Origin of the sequence: Corynebacterium sp. HMSC073D01, assembly GCF_001815555.1 — a bacterium.
Taxonomy (GTDB): Bacteria; Actinomycetota; Actinomycetes; order Mycobacteriales; family Mycobacteriaceae; genus Corynebacterium; species Corynebacterium glucuronolyticum.
Genome location: NZ_KV821048.1, coordinates 1 through 271, shown reverse-complemented (window position 1 = coordinate 271; position 271 = coordinate 1). Strand labels below are relative to the sequence as shown.

Annotated in this window: 1 rRNA gene; it reads right to left on the bottom strand. The window is 51.3% G+C overall.

The features are described from left to right. Positions 1-7: 7 nt before the first annotated feature. Positions 8-124: ribosomal RNA gene (rrf, locus tag HMPREF3044_RS07610) — 5S ribosomal RNA — on the bottom strand. Positions 125-271 lie beyond the last annotated feature (147 nt).

Genomic DNA, 271 nt, shown 5'->3' with positions numbered 1-271 from the left:
TGTTTGTGGTCGGCGGTGTCCTACTCTCCCACATCCTCCCGGGTGCAGTACCATCGGCGTTGGTTGGCTTAGCTTCCGGGTTCGGAATGGGACCGGGCGTTTCCCAACCACTATCGCCACCGACACGTCTTATTTTGGGCGTGTTGTTTTTCATTTATCTTTTCGTCGTCGGCGTCAGCCGACGGTGTGGTGTGTCTGATATTGCATAGTGGACCACGTGTGATTCGTTGTTCGCGTTTAGTGTTTTCAGCAGGTTATAGTGTTTTTTAAA